At 69.8% G+C, this 23,296-nt stretch carries 21 protein-coding genes and 1 riboswitch; of the genes, 14 read left to right on the top strand and 7 right to left on the bottom strand.

What is annotated here, in order from left to right; genetic code table 11:
* The first annotated feature begins 18 nt into the window (after positions 1-18).
* The 7 genes from acnA (at position 19) to HJ588_RS11480 (ending at position 9,331) form a co-directional block, all read left to right on the top strand.
* On the top strand, positions 19-2,688 hold the full coding sequence (gene acnA, locus HJ588_RS11450) for an aconitate hydratase AcnA (protein ID WP_171155054.1): 2,670 nt from the start codon (positions 19-21) through the stop codon (positions 2,686-2,688).
* 251 nt (positions 2,689-2,939) lie between these two features.
* Positions 2,940-3,731, top strand: a complete 792-nt coding sequence (locus HJ588_RS11455; protein ID WP_171155056.1) for an ATP-binding cassette domain-containing protein — start codon at positions 2,940-2,942, stop codon at positions 3,729-3,731.
* Positions 3,728-4,564 carry an ABC transporter ATP-binding protein gene (locus tag HJ588_RS11460; RefSeq protein WP_171155058.1) on the top strand — a complete coding sequence of 279 codons (837 nt, stop codon included), beginning with the start codon at positions 3,728-3,730 and terminating at the stop codon, positions 4,562-4,564. Before HJ588_RS11455 ends, HJ588_RS11460 begins: the two co-directional genes overlap by 4 nt.
* Complete coding sequence (locus HJ588_RS11465) at positions 4,561-5,442, top strand: branched-chain amino acid ABC transporter permease (protein ID WP_171155060.1); 882 nt, start codon at positions 4,561-4,563, stop codon at positions 5,440-5,442. The genes HJ588_RS11460 and HJ588_RS11465 overlap by 4 nt, the downstream gene beginning before the upstream one ends.
* Positions 5,435-6,556, top strand: a complete 1,122-nt coding sequence (locus HJ588_RS11470; RefSeq protein WP_171155062.1) for an ABC transporter permease subunit — start codon at positions 5,435-5,437, stop codon at positions 6,554-6,556. Before HJ588_RS11465 ends, HJ588_RS11470 begins: the two co-directional genes overlap by 8 nt.
* 37 nt (positions 6,557-6,593) lie before the next feature.
* Complete coding sequence (locus tag HJ588_RS11475; RefSeq protein WP_171155065.1) at positions 6,594-7,874, top strand: ABC transporter substrate-binding protein; 1,281 nt, start codon at positions 6,594-6,596, stop codon at positions 7,872-7,874.
* Positions 7,875-7,966: 92 nt separating this feature from the next.
* A complete protein-coding gene (locus HJ588_RS11480) occupies positions 7,967-9,331 on the top strand; it encodes a C39 family peptidase (protein ID WP_171155067.1) in 1,365 nt (454 codons plus the stop codon).
* On the opposite strand, the gene HJ588_RS11485 is transcribed toward HJ588_RS11480, so the two are convergent.
* The 3 genes from HJ588_RS11485 to HJ588_RS11495 all read right to left on the bottom strand — a co-directional run bounded on the left by HJ588_RS11485 (position 9,332) and on the right by HJ588_RS11495 (position 12,094).
* Complete coding sequence (locus tag HJ588_RS11485) at positions 9,332-10,030, bottom strand: energy-coupling factor transporter transmembrane component T family protein (RefSeq protein ID WP_171155069.1); 699 nt, start codon at positions 10,028-10,030, stop codon at positions 9,332-9,334.
* Between the two features lies 1 nt (position 10,031).
* Positions 10,032-11,462 carry an ABC transporter ATP-binding protein gene (locus HJ588_RS11490; RefSeq protein ID WP_171155072.1) on the bottom strand — a complete coding sequence of 477 codons (1,431 nt, stop codon included), beginning with the start codon at positions 11,460-11,462 and terminating at the stop codon, positions 10,032-10,034.
* Positions 11,459-12,094 (bottom strand): ECF transporter S component, encoded by a 636-nt coding sequence (locus HJ588_RS11495; RefSeq protein WP_171155075.1) that lies wholly within the window; start codon positions 12,092-12,094, stop codon positions 11,459-11,461. The genes HJ588_RS11490 and HJ588_RS11495 overlap by 4 nt, the downstream gene beginning before the upstream one ends.
* Positions 12,085-12,187, bottom strand: a riboswitch (TPP riboswitch). (Overlaps the previous gene by 10 nt.)
* 172 nt (positions 12,188-12,359) lie before the next feature.
* Between HJ588_RS11495 and dxs the strand changes: the two genes are divergently transcribed.
* Together dxs and HJ588_RS11505 are read left to right on the top strand one after the other, a co-directional pair.
* Positions 12,360-14,234, top strand: coding sequence for a 1-deoxy-D-xylulose-5-phosphate synthase (gene dxs, locus HJ588_RS11500; RefSeq protein ID WP_171155077.1), 1,875 nt, complete (start codon positions 12,360-12,362; stop codon positions 14,232-14,234).
* Positions 14,231-15,241 carry a phosphotransferase gene (locus HJ588_RS11505; RefSeq protein WP_212755430.1) on the top strand — a complete coding sequence of 337 codons (1,011 nt, stop codon included), beginning with the start codon at positions 14,231-14,233 and terminating at the stop codon, positions 15,239-15,241. The genes dxs and HJ588_RS11505 overlap by 4 nt, the downstream gene beginning before the upstream one ends.
* Here the strand turns inward: HJ588_RS11505 and HJ588_RS11510 are convergent.
* The gene (locus HJ588_RS11510; RefSeq protein ID WP_171155079.1) at positions 15,204-16,487 is read right to left on the bottom strand and encodes a DUF1479 domain-containing protein; all 1,284 of its coding nucleotides are present in this window, start codon (positions 16,485-16,487) and stop codon (positions 15,204-15,206) included. The genes HJ588_RS11505 and HJ588_RS11510 overlap by 38 nt on opposite strands.
* 85 nt (positions 16,488-16,572) lie before the next feature.
* Between HJ588_RS11510 and HJ588_RS11515 the strand changes: the two genes are divergently transcribed.
* Both HJ588_RS11515 and HJ588_RS11520 read left to right on the top strand, forming a co-directional pair.
* Positions 16,573-17,664, top strand: a complete 1,092-nt coding sequence (locus HJ588_RS11515; RefSeq protein WP_171155081.1) for an ROK family protein — start codon at positions 16,573-16,575, stop codon at positions 17,662-17,664.
* A complete protein-coding gene (locus tag HJ588_RS11520) occupies positions 17,661-18,233 on the top strand; it encodes a hypothetical protein (RefSeq protein WP_171155084.1) in 573 nt (190 codons plus the stop codon). Before HJ588_RS11515 ends, HJ588_RS11520 begins: the two co-directional genes overlap by 4 nt.
* Positions 18,234-18,239: 6 nt before the next feature.
* Here the strand turns inward: HJ588_RS11520 and HJ588_RS11525 are convergent, their stop codons facing one another.
* On the bottom strand, positions 18,240-18,617 hold the full coding sequence (locus HJ588_RS11525) for a MerR family transcriptional regulator (RefSeq protein ID WP_171155086.1): 378 nt from the start codon (positions 18,615-18,617) through the stop codon (positions 18,240-18,242).
* A 54-nt stretch (positions 18,618-18,671) separates the two neighbouring features.
* On the opposite strand from HJ588_RS11525, the gene HJ588_RS11530 reads away from it, so the two are divergent.
* Both HJ588_RS11530 and HJ588_RS11535 read left to right on the top strand, forming a co-directional pair.
* Positions 18,672-19,547, top strand: coding sequence for an alpha/beta fold hydrolase (locus tag HJ588_RS11530; RefSeq protein WP_171155088.1), 876 nt, complete (start codon positions 18,672-18,674; stop codon positions 19,545-19,547).
* 109 nt (positions 19,548-19,656) lie between these two features.
* A complete protein-coding gene (locus HJ588_RS11535; protein ID WP_171155090.1) occupies positions 19,657-20,982 on the top strand; it encodes an HNH endonuclease in 1,326 nt (441 codons plus the stop codon).
* Here HJ588_RS11535 and HJ588_RS20190 read toward each other — a convergent pair.
* A complete protein-coding gene (locus HJ588_RS20190; RefSeq protein WP_425483541.1) occupies positions 20,931-21,044 on the bottom strand; it encodes an SDR family oxidoreductase in 114 nt (37 codons plus the stop codon). The two genes, HJ588_RS11535 and HJ588_RS20190, sit on opposite strands and share 52 nt — an antisense overlap.
* 120 nt (positions 21,045-21,164) lie before the next feature.
* Here HJ588_RS20190 and HJ588_RS11545 point away from each other — a divergent pair, with 120 nt between their 5' ends.
* Positions 21,165-22,541 carry a DEAD/DEAH box helicase gene (locus HJ588_RS11545; RefSeq protein ID WP_171155092.1) on the top strand — a complete coding sequence of 459 codons (1,377 nt, stop codon included), beginning with the start codon at positions 21,165-21,167 and terminating at the stop codon, positions 22,539-22,541.
* A 2-nt stretch (positions 22,542-22,543) separates the two neighbouring features.
* Here the strand turns inward: HJ588_RS11545 and HJ588_RS11550 are convergent, their stop codons facing one another.
* Positions 22,544-23,287 (bottom strand): glycerophosphodiester phosphodiesterase family protein, encoded by a 744-nt coding sequence (locus HJ588_RS11550; RefSeq protein ID WP_343036681.1) that lies wholly within the window; start codon positions 23,285-23,287, stop codon positions 22,544-22,546.
* Positions 23,288-23,296: the final 9 nt, after the last annotated feature.

Consider the following 23,296-nt stretch of genomic DNA (forward strand, 5'->3'; position numbering starts at 1 on the left):
ACTGACGAAGGAGTCGGCGTGAGCCCCAGCACCAATAGTTTCGGAGCACAGGACACCCTCACCGTGGGTGGGGAGTCCTACGAGATCTATCGCCTCGACAAGGTCGAGGGCAGCAAGACCCTGCCGTTCAGCCTGAAGGTGCTGCTGGAGTGCCTGCTGCGCACCGAGGACGGTGCCAACATCACCAAGGAGCACATCAACGCGCTCGGCCAGTGGGACGAGACCGCCCAGCCGAGCACCGAGATCCAGTTCACGCCGGCCCGCGTGATCATGCAGGACTTCACCGGTGTGCCCTGTGTCGTCGACCTCGCCACCATGCGGGAGGCGGTCGCCGACCTCGGCGGCGACGCCAAGAAGATCAACCCGCTCGCGCCCGCCGAGATGGTCATCGACCACTCGGTGATCATCGATGTCTTCGGCCGCCCGGACGCCTTCGAGAAGAACGTCGAGATCGAGTACGGCCGCAACAAGGAGCGCTACCAGTTCCTGCGCTGGGGCCAGACCGCGTTCGACGACTTCAAGGTGGTGCCCCCGGGCACCGGCATCGTGCACCAGGTCAACATCGAGCACCTCGCCCGCTCGGTGATGACCCGTGACGGCGTCGCCTACCCCGACTCCTGCGTCGGCACCGACAGCCACACCACGATGGTCAACGGCCTCGGCGTGCTCGGCTGGGGCGTCGGCGGCATCGAGGCCGAGGCCGCGATGCTCGGCCAGCCGGTGTCGATGCTCATCCCGCGCGTCGTCGGCTTCAAGCTGACCGGCGAGATCCCCTCGGGCGCAACGGCAACCGACGTCGTGCTCACGATCACCCAGATGCTGCGCGAGCACGGTGTGGTCGGCAAGTTCGTCGAGTTCTACGGTGACGGCGTCGCCTCGGTGCCGCTCGCCAACCGCGCGACGATCGGCAACATGAGCCCGGAGTTCGGCTCCACCTGCGCGATCTTCCCGATCGACGACGTCACCCTCGACTACCTGCGCCTCACGGGCCGCACCGAGGAGCACGTCGCGCTCGTCGAGGCCTACGCCAAGGAGCAGGGCCTCTGGCACGACCCGAGCGTCGAGCCGCGCTTCTCCGAGAAGCTCGAGCTCGACCTGTCCACGGTCGTGCCGTCGATCGCCGGCCCGAAGCGCCCGCAGGACCGCATCGTGCTCGCCGACGCCAAGCAGAAGTTCGGCCTGGACGTGAAGAACTACGGCGTCGAGGGTGACTTCCGCGAGGCCGAGGTCACGCCGGCCGAGGGCCCGGCATACGGCCTCAAGGACGGCGCGGTCGTGATCGCCTCGATCACCAGCTGCACCAACACCTCCAACCCGTCGGTGATGATGGCCGCGGCGCTGCTCGCCAAGAACGCCGTCGAGAAGGGCCTGACCGTCGCGCCGTGGGTGAAGACCTCGATGGCGCCCGGCTCGCAGGTCGTCACCGGCTACTACGAGAAGGCCGGCATGTGGCCCTACCTGGAGAAGCTCGGCTTCTACCTGGTCGGCTACGGCTGCACCACCTGCATCGGCAACTCCGGCCCGCTCAACGAGGAGATCAGCCAGGCCGTCCAGGAGAACGACCTCACGGTCGTCTCGGTGCTGTCCGGCAACCGCAACTTCGAGGGCCGCATCAACCCCGACGTGAAGATGAACTACCTGGCCTCGCCGCCGCTGGTCATCGCCTACGCGCTCGCGGGCACGATGAACTTCGACTTCGACACCGACGCCCTCGGCACCGACCAGCAGGGCAACGACGTCTTCCTCAAGGACATCTGGCCGACGCCGGACGAGGTGGAGTCGACGATCGCGTCGTCGATCGACCGCGACATGTTCATCAAGGACTACGCCGACGTCTTCGCCGGCGACGAGCGCTGGCAGTCGCTGCCGACGCCCGAGGGCGACACCTTCGAGTGGGACGGCGAGTCGACCTACGTGCGCAAGCCCCCCTACTTCGACGGTATGGCGAAGCAGCCCTCGCCGGTCGAGGACATCACGGGCGCGCGGGTGCTTGCCAAGCTCGGCGACTCGGTGACCACCGACCACATCAGCCCGGCGGGTTCGATCAAGGCCGACAGCCCGGCCGGCAAGTACCTGTCCGAGCACGGCGTCGAGCGCAAGGACTTCAACTCCTACGGCTCGCGCCGTGGCAACCACGAGGTCATGGTCCGCGGCACTTTCGCCAACATCCGGCTGCGCAACCAGCTGCTGGACGGCGTGGAGGGCGGCTTCACCCGTGACTTCACGCAGGACGGCGAGCAGTCGACGATCTTCGACGCGGCCGAGAACTACGCCAAGGCGGGCACGCCGCTGGTCGTGCTCGGCGGCAAGGAGTACGGCTCGGGCAGCTCGCGCGACTGGGCCGCCAAGGGCACCCGGCTGCTCGGTGTGAAGGCCGTGATCGTCGAGTCGTTCGAGCGCATCCACCGCTCCAACCTGATCGGCATGGGCGTGCTGCCGCTGCAGTTCCCGCAGGGGCAGAACGTCGAGTCGCTCGGGCTGGACGGCACGGAGACCTTCGACATCACCGGCATCACCGCGCTCAACGAGGGCGGCGACGTGCCGGAGACGGTCCACGTGACCGCGACGAAGGCCGACGGTGCGAAGGTCGAGTTCGACGCCGTGGTGCGCATCGACACACCCGGTGAGGCCGACTACTACCGCAACGACGGCATTCTGCAGTATGTCTTGCGCTCGCTGGTCAACTGACGAACGAGCCTGACACAGGCCAAGATTCGGCGCCGCGGTGGCTTGATCACCGCGGCGCCGCTTCGTTTTCCGGGGCGGCTATGTAACGAATCAGTCACAGCCGCACGTGTGCTCGCCAACACTGGCCGGTAATCAGTCACAGTAACCGCCAGCGAGGATGTCTGTGGCGGGGGTCACACGCAACTCCGCGACCCCGTCCCATCCGTCAGTGCGGTGTCGTCAGCCCCGCACGATCCCCGGCGAGGAGCAACGTGCTCGCGATCTCCGATCTCAGCGCGCGCTATGGCCGTTCGGTCTCGGCGCTGCGCGGGGTGTCCTTCGACCTGCCCGACGAGTCGATCGTCGCAGTCCTCGGCAGCAACGGAGCCGGGAAATCGACTCTGCTGCGAGCGATCTCGGGCACCCTCGGTCTGCACGGCGGCCAGTTGACCAGCGGCCACATCGAGCTGGACGGTCAGCGCATCGACCGACTGGACCCGGCCGCGATCGTGCACCGCAAGGTGATGCAGGTGCCCGAGGGGCGGCAGGTCTTCGGCCGGATGAGCGTCGAGGAGAACCTGCGAGCCGGCGGCCTGGCCACCGAGCCCGGCAAGCGCGCCGCTGCCCGGGCCGCGGTGCTCGAACTCTTCCCGGTGCTCGGCCAGCGACTCGACCAGACCGCCGGACTGCTGTCCGGTGGCGAGCAACAGATGCTCGCGATCGGCCGGGCGATGATGGCCGAGCCCCGCCTGCTGCTCCTGGACGAGCCGTCACTCGGGCTCGCGCCGCAGATGATCGAGCGCATCGGCGAGGTCATCGCCGAGATCAACGGCCGGGGTACGGCGGTGCTCCTCGTCGAGCAGAACGCCGCGATGGCACTGCAACTCGCCCACCGTGCGGTGGTGCTCGAGGTCGGTGAACTCGCCCTGGCCGGCGACGCCGCCGAACTCGCCGCGTCCGAGGACGTGCAGCGCCTTTACCTCGGCGGTCAGCTGGAGGCCGACGACGCCGCACCGCAGGAGCGGCATCGGGTGCGTCGAACGCTGGGAGTGTGGGAAGCATGAGCGCCGCGGAAACGGTCGACAACCTGCCCGAGCGCAACGTCCAGCCCCTCGAGATCGACGGCGTGACAGTCGGTTTCGGCGGCATCACCGCACTGGACGAGGTGTCGTTCACGGTGCAGCCGCGGACCATCCACGCGCTCATCGGGCCGAACGGCGCGGGCAAGTCGTCGTGCTTCAACGCGATCACCGGCGTCTACCCGGTGCGCTCCGGCCGGGTGCGGCTGGGCGACACCGAGCTGACGGGCAAGTCGGCTCACCAGGTGGCGAGGCTCGGCATCGGCCGCGCCTTCCAGAACATTGCGCTGGTGGGGGAGTCCAGCGTGCTGGACAACGTGATGCTCGGCCGATACAGCCTCACCCGCGGCGGGTTCCTGTCCTACGGGCTGCGGGCGCCGTGGACGATGCGCGCCGAGCGGCGGCACCAGGACCGGGCGGCGGAGATCTGCGACTTCCTCGGCATCGGCTCCCGGTTGCACCAGCGCGCCGGTTCGCTGCCCTACGGCGACCAGAAGCGGGTCGACATCGCGCGGGCACTGGCCGTCGAGCCGACGGTGCTGCTGCTCGACGAGCCGGCGGCCGGCATGAACTCCGCCGAGACCGCGGAGCTCGCCGAGCTGATCCAGCAGATCCGGCACGGCCTCGGCATCTCGATCCTGTTGGTCGAGCACGACATGGGCCTGGTGATGGGCCTCGCCGACCGGGTCACCGTGCTCGACTTCGGCAAGCACATCGCCGACGGGCCACCCGAGCAGGTGCAGCGTGACCCCGAGGTCGTGCGGGCCTATCTCGGGACCACCGCAGACAACCCCGGCGAGAAGGAGGGGCGGCCATGACGACGTTCGTGCAGGCGATCGTCAACGGACTCGGCGAAGGTGCCGTATTTGCTTTGCTGGCACTGGGTTTCGTGATCATCTATAAGGCGACCGAGACGGTGAACTTCGCCCACGGCTCGCTGGCGCTCTTCGGCGGTTACATCATCTTCCGCGCGAAGGAGCACCTGCCGTGGTTCCCATCGGTGGTGATCGGGGTCGTCGCCGCGGCTCTGCTCGGTCTGCTGATCGAGCGGCTGTTGCTGGCCCGCGCCAAGAACGCGACGCCCGACAGCCTGGCGATCCTGACGATCGGTGTCGACATCGTCATCCTCACCGAGATCACCCGGCGTCTCGGCACGGCCGCGGCCCCCTTCCTCGGCGACCCCTATGACTCCAAGCCGATGCACCTCTTCGGGGCGACCGTCTCGCGCACCTATGTCGTCGCGCTGATCGTGGCCCTGGTGCTGATCGGGCTGTTCTTCCTCGCCTTCCGCTACACCAACTGGGGGCTGGCGATGCGCGCCCAGGCGGAGAACCGCGAGGCGTCGGCACTCATGGGCATCCGCAGCTGGCGGGTCACCGCGAGTGCCTGGCTGGTCGGCGGTGGCCTCGCCGGGATCGCCGTGATCTTCCTCGCCACCAACGACATCGGCGGCGGATCCGGTCTGTTGGCCTCACACACCGTCGCGTTCGCCGCCTTCCCCGCGGCGGTGCTCGGCGGCCTGACCTCGGCCGAGGGCGCCGTGGTCGGCGGCCTGCTCGTCGGGCTCACCGACTCGATCGCGTCGCAGTATGTCGACCTCAACTTCGCCAGCGTCGCCGTCTACCTGGTGATGCTGCTCGTCCTCGTCGTGCGTCCGGCCGGACTCTTCGGAAGGGTGGAACAAGCTCGTGTCTGAGGCAGTCGAAGCACCGGTCGTGACCGCGCGTCGCGATCACGAAACCGTCCGGACCGCAGTCAAATACGCGTTGATCGTCGCCGCGGGCATCGTGGTGTGGCTGCTCCCGGCATACGTGAAGAACGAGTGGCTGGTCGTGCTCATGTGGATCATGACCGGAGCGGTCGGCGCCATGGGCCTGACGATGCTGATCGGGCAGGCCGGCCAGCTGTCGCTCGCGCACACCTTCTTCCTGCTGGTCGGCGGTGTCGCCTACGCGGTGTTCGCCAGCAAGGGCACCAGTGAATACATCGGATTCGGTCTGCCCACCCTGCTCTCGGCGTTGCTCGCGGTGCTGGTGAGCGCCGCCGCGGGGGCATTGTTCGCGCCGATCTCCGGGCGATTGCGGGGCATCTACCTCGGGGTGGCCTCACTCAGCCTGGTCTTCCTCGGCTTCTGGCTGGCCAATCAGCTGCCGTCGCTGGCCGGCAGCGCCTCGAGTGGCCGCTACGCGCCGTCGCTGAATTTCTTCGGCTTCGACTTCGGGGTGCAGACACCGTCGCTCTACGTGCTGAACGTGCCGATGGGCCAGACCGAGCGCACCTTCTGGCTGTTCGCCGCGCTCACCGCGATCGCCTACGCGCTCGGCCGCGGCGCGATGAACGGGCGCGTCGGCCGCGGCTGGCGTGCGGTGCGCGACAACGAGGCGATGGCCGCGGTGATGGGTGTCTCGGTCGTGCGGCAGAAGGCGATGGCGTTCGCGATCTCCTCGGCATACGCAGGGCTGGCGGGAGTGATGACCGTCTGGTGGTACTCCGGGCTGATGAAGCCGGACGAGGCGGTCGACCACGGCACCTACAGCACCACGGTCGCCATCTCCTTCCTCGCGATGTGCGTGATCGGCGGACTCGGTTCGCTCGGCGGATCGGTGATGGGCGCCGCGCTCGTCTTCGGCCTGCCACTCGCGATCCCGCTCATCCGGTCCGAGGACACCGTGAGCGCCGGCGGCACCGCGTTCACGCCGGTCGTCATCACCAACCTCATCTACGGCGCCCTCATCGTGCTCATCGTGATCTTCCAGCCGCGCGGCCTCGCCGGGCTGTGGGATCGGGCAATCCGATTGGTGCGCCGATGAACTCGCCCCGTCATACCTCCAGGAAAGGACTGCGAATATGCGGCTGAATCGACTGACCACCACCGGACTGGTCACCACCTGCGCGATCGGGCTCGCGCTCAGCGGCTGCAGCGTGAAGGACCCGGAGGCCGGCGGCATCGGCGGCGGAGGAGGCGGCGCGCGCGGCATCAAGACCGACGTCGGCGTCACCTCCGACACGATCACGCTCGGCGCGATGACCGACGAGTCCGGCGTCTTCAAGGTGCTCGGCCTCGGCATCACCCAGGGCAACCAGATGTGGGCCGCGGACGTGAACAAGTCGGGCGGCATCTGCGGTCGCAAGATCAAGATCGTGCCGGCCGACACCGGCTACAGTGCGGAGAAGGCCGTCCCGCTCTACAACCAGCTGAAGGGGCAGGCCCTCGGGCTGGTCCAGCTGATCGGTTCGCCGATCCTCGCGGCGCTGAAGAAGCCGATGGTCAACGACAAGATCGCGGCCATCCCGTCGTCGTGGGCGTCGACCAACCTCGACGTGCCCAACGTGGTGATGGTCGGCCCGACGTACGACGTCGAGATGATCAACGGGCTGAGCTATCTGCAGTCGCAGGGCAAGATCAAGAACGGCGACACGATCGGGCACATCTACGTCGACTCCGAATACGGCAAGAACGGCCTGCTCGGCTCGAAGTACTACGCCAGCAAGCACTCGATGAATGTCGTGCAGGCGCCGGTGAGTTCGACCGCGAGCGACCTCACCTCGGCGGTCACCAAGCTGAAGGGCGCCGGCGCGAAGGCGGTGCTGCTGACCACCACGCCGGCGCAGACGGCGTCGGCGGTCGGTGTCGCCAAGGCGCAGGGGCTGACCGTGCCGTTCTACGGCAGCGGCCCGACCTACACGCCGCAGTTGCTCGACACTCCGGCCGGATCTGCTTTGTTGTCGGGGCAATTCCTCACCGACGCCCTGATGGTGCCGTGGAACAGCACGGTGCCGCAGGCGGCCTCGATCCGGTCCCAGTGGACCAAGGACAACCCGAAGGGCGAGCCGACGTTCGGCCCGATCCAGGGTTACGTCTTCGGGCTGGTGTGGGGCCAGATCCTGCTGCAGGCGTGCTCGGACGGCGACCTCACGCGCGCCGGTGTGCTGAAGGCCGTGCAGAAGGTGTCGGTCGACACCCGCAACCTCACCGCGTCGCTGGACTTCACCCACCCGGGCCAGCCCTCGACCCGGGCGCAGTTCCTGATGAAGCCGGCGCGGGTGCCGGGCGGCCTCGACCTCGTGCAGCCGCAGGCGTACGTCTCGAAGGAGGCGCTGAGCTACAAGACGCCATTCCAGAAGTAGCGTTCTGGAAATCTTTGCCACGCTTTGACCCAGGTCGGCTGTCATTTCCGCAAGGCTGAGGATGAACAGACCACCGAACGAGGAGTCGAGCAATGTCCGAGCGTTCCCTGCAGGATGTGTGTCGTAGCATCGCGCTGAGCCGACGCCAGGTCCTGGGCGGCAGCGTCGCGGCCGGGGGAGCCTTGTTGTGGGGCGCCTCTGCGGCGCGTGCCGAGACGCGCCCAAAGCCGGCCCGTCGCACGCGGGTGGCGGCAGGGGCGCCGCGCCACATCCGGTTCCATCGCTTCGAGGGCATCGGCTCGTGGGCGTCGGGCACCCGCCAGGGTGTGGCCGTCACGGCAGCGGGTCTGCGGATCGGCACCCCGACCGGGACGGTGCACTATGCCGACCCGATCCCGGCCGGATCGCCGTCACGCACGTATGACGTGGCCAGCTGGGTGTCGCCGGTGCAGCGCAGCGGGTTTGCGCTCACCGAGCTGATCGCGTCGTGGAACGCCGACACCCCGAAGGGCACGTGGGTGCAGATCGACGTGCGGGGCCGCGCCGAGGACGGCACCCAGACCGGCTGGTTCGTGCTCGGCCGCTGGTGCCGCAACGACCCCGACCAGGGCGGTGCGATCCGCCGGACGTCGGTCGACGGGCAGGGGACCGCCTACGCCACCGTGTGGACCGACACCCTGCACCTGCTCAACAACCACAGCATGACCGACTTCCAACTGCGGGTGCAGCTGATGCGCCTGCACGGCACCAGCGCGACGCCGACCGTGCGATCGCTCGGCGCGATGGCCTCGGCGCTGCCCGACGACACGACCGTCCCGGTCAGCACCTTCACCCTCGGCCGCGAGCGGATCCTGAACGTGCCGACCTACTCCCAGGAGGTGCACGCCGGTCACTACCCGCAGTGGTCGGGCGGCGGCGAGGCGTGGTGTTCGCCGACGTCGTCGTCGATGGTGCTGGCCTCGTGGGGTCTCGGGCCGAGCAAGGCCGACCTGTCGTGGGTGCAGCCGCCGGTCGACGCCCAGGTCGACTACGCGGCGCGCGACACCTTCGACTACACGTATGACGGGTGCGGCAACTGGCCGTTCAACACCGCCTACACCGGCAGCTATGGGCTGGACGCGTTCGTCACCCGGCTGCGCAGCCTCGCCGAGGCCGAGGCGTTCATCGCGGCCGGCATTCCGGTCATCACCGCAGTGTCCTTCGACAAGAGCGAGCTCGACGGTGCCGGCTACTCGACGGCCGGGCACCTGATGGTGCTCGTCGGTTTCACCGCGGCCGGCGACCCGGTGATGAACGACCCGGCGTCGCACCTGAAGCCGGACGACGCGCAAGTGCGGGTGACCTACAAGCGGGCGCAGTTCGAGAACGTCTGGATCCCGCGCAGCGGGGGCACGGCATACATCAACCACCCGGCGAGTGTGCGGCTGCCGCGCGCTCCCCAGGAGGCCAACTGGTGATCAGCTGACCGCCAGCGCGAGCGGCAACGCCACCGTCACTGCGACGCCGACGATCGCGGCGACGGTGTCCACCCGGCGCCACGGAGCCGGCTCCGCCCAGGTGCGGTGGGTTGCAGAGCCGAAGCCGCGGGCGTCCATCGCCAGCGACAGTTGCGTGCCGCCGCGCAGCGCCGCGACGAGCAGCGCGAAGGTCATGCCGGCGGCCCACGGGATCCGCGCCAGCGGGTTGCGGCCGGGGCCGGTGCCGCGCGCTCGACGCGTGCGGTCGAGCTGGTCCCAGACCTGGCCGAGAGACGTGAAGCGGGTGAGCGCAGCCGTTGTCGCCGCGACGAATCTGCCTGACAGCTTTACCCTTTGGGCGAGTTGGTCGCCGAGGCTGGTCGGGTCGATCCACGGCGTGAGCAGTGCGCCGGGCACGGCGAGCACGAGCACCCGCAGTGCCGCGATGCCGGCGTTCGCCGCCTGATTGCCGCCGAGCAGCCAGGTCGACCAGAGCACCGACAGCGCGGCGAAGGCGACGAAGCCCAGCCGCCAGAACACCCCCTTGGTCCACGGCACGAACACCCCCGCCAGCACCGCGTATGACGCAAGCACGACCAGCGCCTGCGGCGTCGTCCGGACGAGGAGGGACCCGAAGACGGGCAGCACGCCCAACACGAACAACACGAGCGGATTGACCTGCGGCAGAAGACGTTTCACGCTAGGCCACCTGCTTGCGGGCGAGCGCGACCTCGGCGTCGGAGAGCGCGATCAGATCGGTGTCGTGGGTGGCGACCGCGACCGTCGCCCCGGCCGCCGCCGCGGCGGTGCACCAGCCGGCGACCGCGGCCCAGGTCTGCCGATCCTGCCCGACGGTGGGCTCGTCGAGGAACATCGCGGCCGGCCGGTGGGCGAGCGCGGCGATGAGGGCGACGCGGCGCTGCTCGCCGCCGGAGAGCTGATAGGGGTTTGCGCCGCCGAGGTCTGCGAGCCCGACGAGGTCCAGCAGTGCGTCGACGTCGACGCGTCGCCCGAGTTTGCCTGCGGTGAGCGAGATTTCGTCGCGGACGGTGCGCGCGAGAAAGCCGTGCTCCGGGTTTTGCGGGGCCCAGCCGGCGGCCGCCGCCAGCTGGGGAGAGCGTCGTCGCTGCAGCGGCGGGGTGGGTCCGGCGATGCTGCCGCCGGTGAGTGGTTGCAGTCCGGCGAGCGCGGCGAGGAGCGTCGACTTGCCGGCGCCCGAGGGGCCGGTGAGCGCGGTGAGGTACCCCGCGGCGGCCCGCGCGGTGACGTGGTCGAGCGCGCGGGTGCGGACGGCCCCGCGCAAGGTGCGCAGCTCGAGGTCGACGCTGATCGACTCGGCGTCGACGTCGACGCCGGGGGAGTCGGGCGTGACGAGGTCGCCCGGCACGGCGAGCGGGGCCGGCGCCGCGGCCCCCGGCATCCACACACCGGCACGCAGCATGCGGTCGTGCTCGGTGCGGGCGAATGCGCCGGGAGTGGTGTCCGCGATCACTGCGCCGCGCTCGAGCACGACGACGCGGTCGACGTGCGGCAGCCACGGCCCGATGCGATGCTCGACGACGAGCATTGCGGCGCCGGTGGATGCGGCGGCTCGCACGATGGCTTCCCGCACGGTGGCCGCGGTCTCGTCGTCGAGCATGCTGGTCGGTTCGTCGAGCAGCAGCAGGCCGGGACGCACGGCGAGCACCCCGGCCAGCGCGAGCCGCTGCAGCTCACCACCGGAGAGGGCGGCCGTCGACCGGCCGGTCGGGTAACGCAGCCCGACCGCGTCGAGGCACTCGTGCACCCGCGACCAGATCTGGTCGCGGGGGAGCGAGAGGTTCTCCGGGCCGAAGGCGACCTCGCGGCCGATGGTCGCGGCGACCAGTGAGTCGGCCGGGTTCTGCAGCAGCAGACCCGCCCGGCCGTCCACCTCGACCAGGCCCGACGGGTCACCGGCGACCGTGCTGCCGAGCGCTCCGGTGAGGGCGCGCAGCACGGTCGACTTGCCGGCGCCGCTGCCGCCCGCGAGCAGCACGCGCTCGCCCGGCGCCACCGTCAGGTCGAGACCGGTGATCACCTGCTGTTTGCGGCCGAGCGGCCGCCAGCCGAACCCTTGCAGACGCGCGATCGGTGACGCGGCTCCCGTCATACCGAACGACGGTCGTGGAACTCCCGGCCCGGACCGAACGCGTCGAGCGCTCCGGTCGAGGCGAGCGCGCGCACCAGCAGCCAGCCGCCGATGCCCGCGACGACCGCGCCGGAGAGCGCGAAGAAGCCGAGGTAGGCCAGCTTGTAGTTGAACGTCCAGTAGTCGTAGTAGGAGTGCCACTCGTAGAGCACGACCTCGAAGACCGCCGCGAGCGTGCCCGCCGCCGCGGCGACCGCGGGGCCGAAGCGCCGGTAGGCGAAGGCGAGGAAGACGAGTTCGGCGCCGATGCCCTGCAGGAAGCCGGACACCATCACACCGCCGCCCCACTGGCTGGTCAGCAGGTATTCGACGTTGGCGCCGATCAGCTCGGTGACGAGGGCTGCTCCGGGGCGGCGTACGACGAGGCCGCCGACGACACCGCCGAGCAGCCAGGGGCCGGACAGCAGGCCGGCGGACGGCGGGAAACCGAACGCCGAGAGGGTGCTGAGGCCGGCGAACGCCTTGCCCCAGCCCCAGAACGCGACGCCGATGGCGACGCCCAGCGTGACGACCGTGACGATGTCGATGGTGCGGTAGGCGAACAGCGACCGCAGGCCGGACCGGCCGGTTTCGGGCGTGCTGACAGTGGCCATGGATGACTCCCTTCGCCGGTGCTAACCGGGGCAGGTTCGAGGGTCTGCGGCGAACCGCACTCTCAGCGCCGAGGCGCTCCCCTGTCTTTTCTGGTTGGTTTCGCCAATCTAGCAGCGGGTAGGACGTGGGCAGGCCAGGGGGAACGGGCTGGGGAACGATGGGCAACCCCGGGCGGCCGCCGTGCGTCTTCACCGAAGCGGTCCGCCCGGCCGCGTAGACTCGACCGACGCCGCAAGTTCGCGACCGAAAGGGCCAGGAAGACCAGTGGGACTGCTCGACACGATTTCGTCGCCCCGTGATCTGCAACGGCTGCCGACCGACCGGCTGGACGACCTGGCGGGCGAGATCCGTGAGTTCCTCGTCGACTCGGTGTCCCGCACCGGCGGCCACCTCGGACCCAACCTGGGTGTTGTCGAGCTGACCATCGCTCTGCACCGCGTCTTCGACTCCCCGCGCGAGAGCATCGTCTTCGACACCGGCCACCAGTCCTACGTGCACAAGCTGCTCACCGGACGGCACGACTTCTCCAAACTGAAGAAGCAGGGCGGCCTGTCGGGTTATCCGTCGCGGGCCGAGTCCGAGCACGACGTCGTGGAGAGTTCGCACGCGTCGTCGTCGCTGTCCTGGGCGGAGGGCATCGCCAAGGGGCGCGTGATCGCGGGGGAGCGGCAGCGTCATACGGTCGCGGTGATCGGGGACGGCGCACTGACCGGCGGTATGGCGTGGGAGGCGCTCAACAACATCGCGGTCGAGCGGGACCTGCCCCTGGTCATCGTGGTCAACGACAACGAGCGCAGTTACGCGCCGACGATCGGCGGCCTCGCCGACCACCTCGCGGCGCTGCGCACCACCCGCAGCTACGAGCGCATGCTCGACTGGGGCAAGCACGCGCTGCAGGGCACCCCGGTCGTCGGTGAGCTCGTCTACGACACGATGCACGGCGTCAAGAAGGGCATCAAGGACATCGTCGCCCCGCAGCAGGGGATGTTCGAGGACCTCGGCATCAAGTATCTCGGTCCGGTCGACGGGCACGACGAGCCGGCCCTGGAGCAGGCCCTGCGCCGGGCGCGTGCCTATGGCGGGCCGTGCATCGTGCACGTGATCACGCAGAAGGGCCGGGGCTATCAGCCGGCACTCGACGACACGGCCGACCACATGCACGGCATCGGCAAGATCAACCCCGAAACCGGTTTGCCCTTCGAGGTTTCCGGCCGCATCTGGACCGACGAGTTCAACGACGAGCTGGTCCGCCTGGGTGCCGAACGACCGGACCTGGTGGCGATCACCGCCGCGATGATGATCCCGGTCGGCCTCGACGGCTTCGCCGCCGCCTACCCCGAGCGCGTGATCGACGTCGGCATCGCCGAGCAGCACGCGGTGACGATGGCGTCGGGCCTGGCGTATGCCGGGATGCACCCGGTCGTCGCGATCTACGCGACGTTCCTCAACCGCGCGTTCGACCAGATGTTGATGGACGCCGCCCTGCACAAGGCCGGCGTCACGTTCGTGCTCGACCGGGCCGGCATCACCGGCTCGGACGGCCCGTCGCACAACGGCATGTGGGACATGTCGATCTGCTCGATCGTGCCGGGGCTGCGCCTCGCCGCGCCCCGCGACGGCGAGCAGGTCAAGGCGCTGCTGCGCGAGGCGGTCGACGTGGACGACGCGCCGACGGTGGTGCGCTTCCCCAAGGGTGACGTGGCCGACCCGATCGAGGCGATGCGCACCGACGGCACCCTCGACGTGCTGCACGACGCCGAGGCTCCTGAGGTGCTCGTGGTCGGGGTCGGCGCAATGTGCCCGACGGCGCTGCAGGTCGCCGAAAAGCTTGAAGCACAAGGTCATTCGGCCATGGTTGTCGACCCACGCTGGGTCCTCCCGGTGTCGCCCGACCTGGTCCGCCTGGCCGGCACCGTGCGCCACGTGGTGGTCATCGAGGACAACCTGGTGACGTCCGGCATCGGCGCCGCGGTGAGCCACGCGCTGCAGGAGGCCCGCGTCGCCGCCCGGCTGCACACGTTCGGCGTGCCGAAGGTCTTCCCGGACCATGCGTCGCGCGGGCAGGTGCTGGAGGCGGTCGGTCTCACCCCCGACGTCGTCGGCACCGAGCTCATCGCCCGCCTCACCACCGCAGAGTGACTGCCGGCGAGCAGCCCGCTTCGCAGCTGTGGCAGTCGGATCCGTGGCGCCGTGAGGCGACCCGGTGGATCGACGAGTCTCTCGAGCGGCGCGGCGTGGCCCGCGTGCCGGTGACGCCACGACAGCCGCGGGTGCGGCCCTGGTCGACCCAACTGGTCGTCGACACCACCGACGGCCGCCGCATGTGGTTCAAGGCGTCCTCGCTCAGCACCTCGCCGGAGCCGGCGATCTACCGGTCACTGGCAGCGGTTGCGCCGGACCGGGTGCCGGAGATCTGGGCCGGTGACGACGACCGCGGCTGGCTGCTGATGGCCGACCAGGGTCCGCTGTTGCGCGAGGTGGCCGACGCGGACTCGATCGTCGGACTCTGGTCGGGCGCGCTGCGGCGCTATGCGCGGATGCAGCGGGCGACCGTCGACGTCGCGGACACTCTCGTGGCGGCCGGGGTGCCCAGATGGGAGCCGGACGACCTGGTGTCGTGGTGGATGGCCGGGCGGGGAGCCGGCCACCGCGAGACCGAGCGACCGTTGCGGGAGGCCGCCGCGCGGCTGTCGTCCGTCGGGCTGCCGCCGACGATCGACCACAACGACCTGCACGCCGGCAACGTCTTCTGCGCCGACGGGTCGGCCGGTGCCATCCACGACTCCAGGTTTTTCGACTGGGGTGACGCGTATGTCGGAAACCCGTTGGGATCACTGCTGATTGCGCTTGCCGGCCCGGCATACCACTTCGGCATGCCGTCGGACCCCGAGCGCGACGCTCGCCTCGTGCGGGCCTACCTGTCGGTGTGGGCGGACCTGGTGCCGAGCAGCCGGCTGCAGGCCGTGCTGCCGGACGCGCTGCTGATCGCCAAGCTGGCGCGGATGCGCGCCATGGAGCGGGCTCTGGAGCAGGCGACGCCGGCGGAGCGCGCGGAGTGGACGCCGCGGGTCATCGACACGACGGTGCGCGACGTCCTGCGCGAAGCCGCTACTCCAGGCCCATCCCGCGGCGACCGGTCCGGTTGAGTTCGGCCTCGGTGAAGCGACCCGCCCAGTCGCGCTCGTAGTGCTCGGCCGGGAAGTCGGCGGGGCTGTCGCCGCTGCGGAACGCCTCGCGCACCGACACGGCATAGCGCTCGTTCTTCGGGCACCAGGGAGCCGCCGGGATATACATCACGTTGCCCCAACCTTGTTGATCCACAACCGAATCCACGCCGTGTACCAGGTCGCAGTGCCACCACACGGAGTCGCCCGCCTGGATGTCCGGCAGGCCGCAGGTGGCCTCCATCAGCAACGGGTGCCACTTCCAGTTGACCGGGAAGGCGCGGCCGATGCCGACGCCGCACATCTCGTCGCTCGGCACGTCGTCGAGCAGCGGGCGCAGCATGAGGTAGGCCATCGCCTCGGGGATCGGGACGGTGTGCAGCACGCCCTGGTCGTGAGCCATGTCGGAGAGCGCGGTCCAGCCCTGGAAGGTGCGGAACGCCGAGCACATGGTGCTGCCGGGATATTGCGCGCCGTCGGTGCGGTGGGCGGCGTCCCACGGGTCGTAGAGTTCGACGTCGCCGTCGAAGAGGTGCCGGAAGGCCTGCTGATAGCTCTGCGTCATCCAGAGGTCGAGAGTGCCGGGGTCGAGGTGGGTGCCGAGCCCGGCCGAGTCGGCGCCCGGCGGCCGGCGGCGAATGCGGTCGGGGTAAAGGCTGTCGCGGTCGGGGTCGAACCACGTGCGCCCCTCGGAGTCGTGCTTCCAGACGCTGTTGAGGAAGCCCTGCACGGTGGCCATCCGGTCGCTCTGGCGGGCCTCCATCTGCGGGTATGACCAGTAGACGGGATAGATCTCCGGCGCGGAGTCGACGCTGTCGAAGAAGTCGTCGCCCGGGCCGCGGTAGTGCTCGAAGAACTCGTTGCGCTCGACGTAGTCGACGATCTGGGCGTCCCAGGCGAGTGCCTGCTCGCGCGGGAAGTGACCGCGTATGACGGCGCACCCGCGCCGGCGCACGAGGTCACGGAGTGCGTCGAGGTCCTTGCCGTCCGCGATCTGGTCGAACTCGAGGACCGGCCAAGGGCTTTCGCCACGTGCCTGGACTTCGCGCAGCTCGGCGATCCGGGCCGCGACGGTGCGCTCGATGACCTCGAACACCTCCTCCGGCGTGCGCCCCGAAGCCTCGATCCGGCGGCGGAGGGCATGCTTGACGTGGCGGACGGCACCGGCCAGGTCGGCGGGCGGTTCCTCCCAGTGCGGCAGGGCGGGCTGCGAAGTTGTCGAGGTCATGCGTTGTGTCCTTTGTTAGGTGCCCTTACAAAGGACTAAGATAGGCGCGCTGGGCCGGACCTGCAAGCCGACGAAGGGATTTCCCGTGGTGGCGACTGCCGGACGAGACGTGGTGCGCGCGCTCACCGACGAGCGTGTCGTGACCGCGTTGATCGATCGCGGCGCGCAGTCGCGCGCCGACCTTGCGGCGGCTGCCGAGGTCTCGCGGCCCACCTCGTCGGAGAGTGTGCGGCGGCTGGTCGAGGTGGGGCTGGTGCGGGAGACGGCGGAGGTCCGGAAGGGCGCCGGTCGGGCCGGCAACCTGGTCGACCTCGGGCCGGCAGTGGGCACCGCGCTCAGCGTGGTGGTCGCGCCCGAGGGTGTCACGACCGAGGTGCTGGACGTGCGTGGCCAGGTGGTGACCGAGCAGCGGGTCCATCTGCGCGGATCGAGGACGCGTCCGAGTGCCGCCGTACGGCAGGCGCTGCGTGGGCAGGGCGGCGGCCCCCATGTCGCCGCGGCGGTGAGTGTGGCCGATCCCGTGGATCGCACGACGGGACGTGCGGTGGAGCTCGCGGATGCGCCCTTCCTCACCGGGTCGCTCGACCCGCGCACGCTGCTCGCGGGCGTGGTGGCCGGCCCCATCGAGGTCGACAACGACGTCAACTGGGCGGCCCGTGCGGAGCTGGCCGCGGGTGCGCCCGGCGATTTCGCTTACCTCCACCTCGGCGAGGGCCTTGGTGGCGCGATCGTCAGCGAGGGCGCGATCGTGCACGGCGGGCGCGGGCTGGTCGGAGAGGTAGCGCACGTCGTCGTGGCGGGTCCGCGGGGCAAGGCGATGCCGTTCACCGAGGTGTTTGCGAAACTTGGCCTGCGTCAACGGGATTCGACGGCCCTGGACGTCGATGCGGTGCTGCGCCTGCTCGATCGTGACCCGGGTCCGGTGGTGCGGGCGCTTGCCGGCGTGGTTGCCGGAGTCGTTGCGTTCGCGGATCCGAGCGAGCTCGTGCTCGGCGGCCCGTGGGCTGCGCCGGCGGTGGCGCCGGTGCGGGCGGAGCTCTCGTCATACCCGAGGGATGTGGTGGTGCGCGAGGCGCGCGTGCCCGACGATGCGGCGTCGCGCGGGGTGCGCGACGGGGCGGTCGCGTTGCTGCGAGACCGTGTGCTGGAGCAGGTGCGTGGCACACTCGGGCCATGAGCAGGAGTGGTGTGTCGACGGTCGCCTTCCCGCCGGGTGACCTGGCACCGGGGCGGGTGGCGAAGCGGGCACTCTTCCTGCCCGGGCGCGCTTATCCGATCGACGCGCCGCTCCTCTTCTGGACGGCATCCGCGCTGGTCCGCGACGGGTGGACCGTGCGGGCGGTGCGCTGGCAGCCACCGGAGGGCGCCGGCGGCGAATTCGTCACGGAGGCCTTCGAATTGGTCGAACGCGAAGCGCCCTCCGCGGACGTCACGCTGCTCGTCGCGAAATCGCTCGGCACGCTGGCGGCGCCGGCTGCCGCGCAGCAGCGGCTGCCGGCGGCGTGGCTGACACCCGTGCTGACGGATCCTCTTGTCGCGCAGACACTTTCGTCATACCCGGTGGAGCAGCTGGTGGTCGGCGGCTCCGCCGACCCGCTCTGGCCGGCAGGCACCGCCGTCGCCGGTCAGACGATGTATGTCGAGGGCGCCGACCACGCGATGCACCGCGGCGGGCTCCGCGAGTCGGCCGGGTTGCACGTCGACGTCGCCGAGCGGGTCGTGGAGTTTGCGAAGCAGGTGGGTTGACGGAGCTTACGTGCTCGCTGCGTCTTCGGCGTACGCGCTGCAGGCGGGGCAGCGGGTGAGGAGGTCATGCCGGCAGTCGATGACGTGCGTCAAAAACTGTTCGGTGCGCTCGAGTGCGATCCGCTGTTGCCGGACGCGATGCAGTTGGTGGGTGATGGCGGTGGCGCGGCCGGGCGCACCTCTGCGCAGGACGTTCCGGATCTCGGCCAGGCTCATCCCGATTCCCTGACAAGCCTGCAGGATTCGCAGACGATAGAGATGCTCCTCGGTATAGATGCGGTGTCCCGAGGCGCTGCGATCGGCGACGACGACGCCCATGTCGTCCCAGTGCCGCAGCACGTGGATCGGTACGTCGAGACGCTGCGCAACTTCGCCGATCTTCATGAGTGCATTGTGCATCTTGACCTCAGGTCGACCTGAGGTTCTAGCGTCCAAGCCATGGAAACGTCCCTCCCCGCACTCCCGGATCCCGAGCTGGTGCTCATCGACGGCATGAGCATTGCGACCTACCTCCTCGAGCCGGAGGGTGCGGCTTCCGGCGGCGACGTCGTGATCTGCCATGGCACCCCGTGGTCCGCGCGCGTATGGGCGGGGCCTGCGTCATACCTGAGTCGGAAGTATCGGGTGTTCCTCTGGGACATGCCCGGATATGGCCGTTCGACAATGGATTCCGCGGTCCCGGTCGACCTGGCGTCGCAGATGCGCCGGCTCGCGAGGTTGCTCGAGGCATGGCGTCTCGATCGCCCGCACGTGGTGGCGCACGACATCGGGGGAGCGGTCGCGCTGGGTGCGCACCTGCTGCATGGAAGCGATTTTCGCTCGCTCCACCTCTGGGACATCGTGACGCTCGACCCATGGGGCTCGCCGTTCTTCCGGCTGGTTGCCGAGCACCCGGACGTCTTCGCCCAGCTGCCCGAGGCACTTCATGCCGCCCTGGTGAAGGAGTACATCTCCAGTGCGGCGGCCAAGCGGCTCTCGCCGGCGTGGCTGGAGGCGTTGGCGGAGCCGTGGCTCGGCGAGGTCGGTCAACCGGCCTTCTATAGGCAGATCGCTGCGCTCAGTGCGGAACACACCCGGCCCGTCGCTGAGCGGTTGGCCGAGGTGAGGTGTCCCGTGCGGATCGGCTGGGGTCGGCAAGATCCATGGATCCCGCCCGATCAGGCCTATCGGCTCCAGAGTCTGCTTCCGGGTGGTGTGGACGTGGTGGAGGTGCCGGACGCGGGGCATCTCGTCTCGATCGAGGCGCCGCGGGAGGTGGAGCGTGCGGTGGCGGACTGGATCGTGGACGTCGCCGGCGCGTCCGAGAGACCCTGAATCAGCCCGCAGGTTGTCCACATCCCCGATGGGTCACAAGGGTGATGTGGACAACTTCAGCTCATGAAAAATGTTGTAAGACAGGGCAATTGGGCGTAACATCGAACACATGATCGACATACTCGCGACCACCACCACGGGATCACATCCGACCCCGGCGGAAGATCTGCGTCGTGTCATCGCCAGTCTGCCGGCACTGGAGGCGACGTCGGATCCGGAGGACTGTCTCGCGCTGATCCGGACGCTCGAAGAGCTGAAGAATGTCGCGTCGGCGGTGCAGGCATCGCTGACGGTGACCGTGCACGATGCGCAGCTCGCGCGGGATCGGGCTCGTGGCCTGTCCGCGGCCGACTCCGCGCGGGTGGCAGGGCAGCAGGTCGCGTTCGCACGGCGCCAGTCCCCGCACCGCGGATCCCGTCTGCTTGGTCTGGCGCGCGCGATCACGCACGAGCTTCCGGCCACGCGGGGCGCGATGCGGCGGGGGTTGATCGGCGAACACCAGGCGTTCGTCATCTGCCGCGAGACCTCGCATCTGCGCCGAGATCACCGCCAGCAGGTGGATCAGCACGTTGCGAAACACCTGGGCGGGGTGTCCGACCGCCGGCTCGAACAGTTGGCGCGCGCCCGCGCCTACGAGCTGGATCCGGGCGGGGCGGTGACTCGCCGGGCCAACGCGGAGCACGACCGATATGTCAGCCTCCGCCCCGCACCCGACTGCATGACCCTCCTGACCGCGCTGCTCCCGGTGAAGGACGGCGTCGGCTGTTGCGCAGCCCTGAAACAGGCCGCCGATGCGGCGCGCCCTGAGGGTGACGAGCGAGGACGTGGCCAGGTGATGGCCGACACCCTCGTGGAGCGTGTCACCGGCCGCGCGCCGGCCGACGGCGTCGACGTACAGGTCAAACTGCTGATGCCGCTGGCGACCCTGATCGGGGCAAGCCCGGACGCGGCCGTCCTGGACGGTTTCGGCCCGGTCCCGGCCGACCTCGCACGAGAGATCGTCGCCCATCCCGACGGCGAGCGGTCCCGGTGCTTCCTCCGGCGCATGTTCACGGCGCCCGGCACAGGTGAGCTGGTCGCCATGGAGTCGCCCGCCCGGGTCTTTCCGAAGCTCCTCGCCGAGCTGATCGCCGCGCGCGACCAGCTGTGCCGAACACCGTTCTGCGGAGCGCCGATTCGGCATACCGACCACATTCTCCGGCACGTCGACGGTGGCGTCACGAGCTACGACAACGGGCAGGGGCTCTGCGAACGCTGCAACTACGTCAAGGAGCACCCGGACCTGCGGGTCACCGGCGATGCCAGGCGGACGACGGCGAGCACGGCCGGCTTCGACATCGAGTCGCGACCGCCGCCGTTGCCAGGTCGGCCGGTTTCGCCGATTCAGCCGAACGGACCTCGCACACTGGCTCCACCGTCGATGGTGAGTGCCTGACCGGTGATGTATGACGCCGCGTCCGAGGCGAGGTAGGCAACACACTCGGCGACCTCGTACACTATGACTCATCGACTCGTCACAGTCCCCGCCGCGAGTTGGTGCGCATGTCGAGCTTGCTCCATGCCCAGCCCACAATCTGGCTGATCGGCGGGGCGACCGACCAAGAATGTAGCTTTTTCATGAACTCTTTCGCTGAGCTCGGCGTGCCCGCACGCCTGGCCGAAATCCTTGCGGCACAAGGGATTACCACCCCGACGCCGATCCAGGCAGCAACGCTGCCCGACTCCCTCGACGGGCGCGACGTGCTCGGCCGCGGGCGCACCGGCAGCGGCAAGACCTACGCCTTCGCGCTGCCCGTCGTCGCACGGCTCCAGGCGCAGCGCACCAAGCGCACGCCGGGCCGCCCCCGTGCACTCATCCTCGCGCCGACCCGTGAACTGGTCACCCAGATCCAGGCCGCGATCACCCCGTTCGCCGACGCCGCACAACTCAACGTGCTCACCGTCTTCGGTGGGGTCGGGCAGAACCCGCAGGTGCGCGGCCTGCGCGCCGGCGTCGACATCCTCATCGCGTGCCCGGGCCGGCTGGAAGACCTGATCGCCCAGGGACACTGCTCGCTGGACGCGGTCGAGATCACCGTGCTCGATGAGGCCGACCACATGGCCGACCTCGGCTTCCTGCCCGGTGTACGCCGGTTGCTCAAGCAGACTCCGCGCGACGGTCAGCGGCTGCTCTTCTCCGCCACGCTCGACAAGGCGATCGACGTCCTGGTGCGCGAGTTCCTGCGCAAACCCGTGACGCACGAGGCGGATTCGCCCCAGTCGCCGGTCGCCAAGATGCGCCACCACGTGCTGCACATCGACCGTGAGCTGCGCATCCCCGTCGTCGCCGACCTTGCGTCGGCCCCCGGCCGCACCGTCGTCTTCACCCGCACCAAGTACGGCGCCAAGGCCCTCGCCCGGCAGCTCAACAAGCGCGGGGTGCCCGCGGTCGAGCTGCACGGCAACCTCGGTCAGGGCGCGCGGACCCGCAACCTCGACGCCTTCCACTCGGGAGCCGCCTCGACGCTGGTCGCCACGGACGTCGCCGCCCGCGGCATCCACGTCGACGACGTCGCGCTCGTCGTGCACGCCGACCCGCCGGCCGAGCACAAGGCCTACCTGCACCGCTCCGGTCGCACCGCCCGAGCCGGCGCCGAGGGCACCGTGGTGACCCTCATGACCGACGACCAGCGCGGCGATGTGCGCAGCCTCACCAAGGCCGCCGGCATCAACCCCACGACCACCAAGGTCGCGGCGACCGACCACCCGGTGCTGCGCGAACTCGCGCCGGGGGAGCGGCAGCTCGTCGAGGGTGGCTTCGTCGTGCCAGGCCAGGCGCCGGCCAAGCCGAAGGCGGGCGGGGGAAACGCCAAGCGCCAGAACGGTGCCGGCCGCCCGCAGCGCAACCGCAACGACGGCCGGTCTCCCAAGAGCGGCGGCGCCGGCGGCAAGTCACGCTCGCGCGGTGCCGGCGGACACTCCGCGGCTGCGTTCAGCTCACGCCGCGGTCGCTGACCTCAGTCCCACTGACCGCGCTGCTGCAGCACGCTCTTCAGCGTGTCGGCGCGGTCGGTGATGAGGCCGTCGACGCCGAGGTCGAGCAACCTGTGCATGTCGTCGGCCTCGTCGACCGTCCAGACGTGCACCTGCGTGCCGTCGGTGTGGGCCCGCCGCACCATGCGCGCGGTCACCACCGGTAGCGGTCCCGCCGCCTGCGGCACCTGCACGCAGTCGACCCCGTCGAGGGCGCGCATCCCGAGCACGAAGCGGGTGATCACCGACTGGCCGCCGGACGTCGCGACCGGCCTTGTGAGCCGGCGCAGCACGGCACGACGCCGCTTGTCGGAGAACGACGCCACGCACACCCGGTCGTGCGCGGCGTGCCGCTCGATCGCGTCGGCGAGCGGCGCCACCGCACCCGCAGACTTGCAGTCGATGTTGACGCGCAGCTCCGGCCAGGACTCCAACACCGCGTCGAGCGTCGGAATCTCTTGTGTGCCAGCGATTTTCGCCGCGCGCACCGTCGACCACGGCAACGCGGCGATCTCACCAGAGCTGTCCGTGACGCGATCCAGCTTGTCGTCGTGGAAGGCGAGCAGCACCCCGTCGGACGTGGCGTGGACGTCGGTCTCGACATACGAAAAGCCGAGATCGACGGCAGCGCCGAACGCCGCGAGCGAGTTCTCCGGCGCACCGCGGCCGGTGAAGCCGCGGTGCGCCATCGCGATCACGCCGAGGTGATCGAGATACGGAGTGATCACGCGCGGAAT

Source organism: Flexivirga aerilata (assembly GCF_013002715.1).
Lineage (GTDB): Bacteria > Actinomycetota > Actinomycetes > Actinomycetales > Dermatophilaceae > Flexivirga > Flexivirga aerilata.